Below are 901 nucleotides of genomic sequence, written 5' to 3' on the forward strand. Positions count from 1 at the left end.
AGTCAGACTACCTGCTTTTGTGATGATTATTGCTTCGCTAGTGACTTGTGCTGAGTTATTGATGCAAGCCTTCACTTATGAATTGTATGAAATTCTTGGAATCTTTATCCCATTAATCGTGACTAACTGCGCAATCTTAGGTCGAGCCGATGCATATGCATGTAAGAACCCTGTATTGCCAGCCGCAACAGATGGTTTGATGATGGGAGTAGGCTTTACCGTGGTATTGGTATTGCTGGGCGCCATGCGTGAACTCATTGGTCAAGGAACCCTGTTTACCGGAATGAACCTGATCTTTGGTGATATGGCTCTGGCTTGGGAAATTCAGGTTTTCGAAGATTACCCTAACTTCCTGTTTGCTATTTTGCCTCCGGGAGCGTTTGTTGGAATGGGTTTAATCATTGCGCTGAAGAATATCATTGATCAACGTGCAGCGGCAGCAAAAGCGAAAACTGAAACAAAGAAAGAAAAGGGCAGTAAGCGGGTTCGTGTAACCGGCAAGATTGCTTAGCCTATAACGGGGAAGGTGCTTAGATAGTGCAGTTGACACGACACAGCATTTCAGCTGTATCGTGCGTACTCTATCAACTTAAGCGGTAAATCGCTTCAGGCCTTTCATTAGACCGTCAGTAATATTCGAAAACTCATCTTTTGCTTTCTTAACGACAAGCTCAGAAATTGCTGCAGTTTCTTGATGTTTGCTTTCTTCTTCAGCGCTTACTTGATAAGCAGGAAGACATTCTTGCATTGCTTTGGCAGCCTCAGAACGGGGCTTTAGTCCATACCATTCACAGATCTTCTCTACAGATAAACGGAAAGCTTGTTCCTCGCCGTGGACGGCTATGGAGATAGTGGTGCGTTTTATTTCATCTTCCCAAGGTACGTTAATACGCAGCTCAAA

1 protein-coding gene and 1 pseudogene are annotated in these 901 nt (G+C 44.2%); one reads left to right on the forward strand and one right to left on the reverse strand.

The window, feature by feature from the left end; translation table 11 throughout:
* Nucleotides 1-511, forward strand: a 511-nt coding sequence (rsxE, locus tag A3729_RS23165; RefSeq protein WP_156498085.1) for an electron transport complex subunit RsxE, incomplete at its 5' end; no start/stop codon positions are given.
* A gap of 78 nt (nt 512-589) precedes the next feature.
* On the opposite strand, the pseudogene A3729_RS33365 reads toward rsxE, so the two are convergent.
* A pseudogene (locus tag A3729_RS33365) lies at nt 590-901 on the reverse strand (hypothetical protein); the annotation flags it as partial.

This window comes from Oleiphilus sp. HI0043 (genome assembly GCF_001634935.1).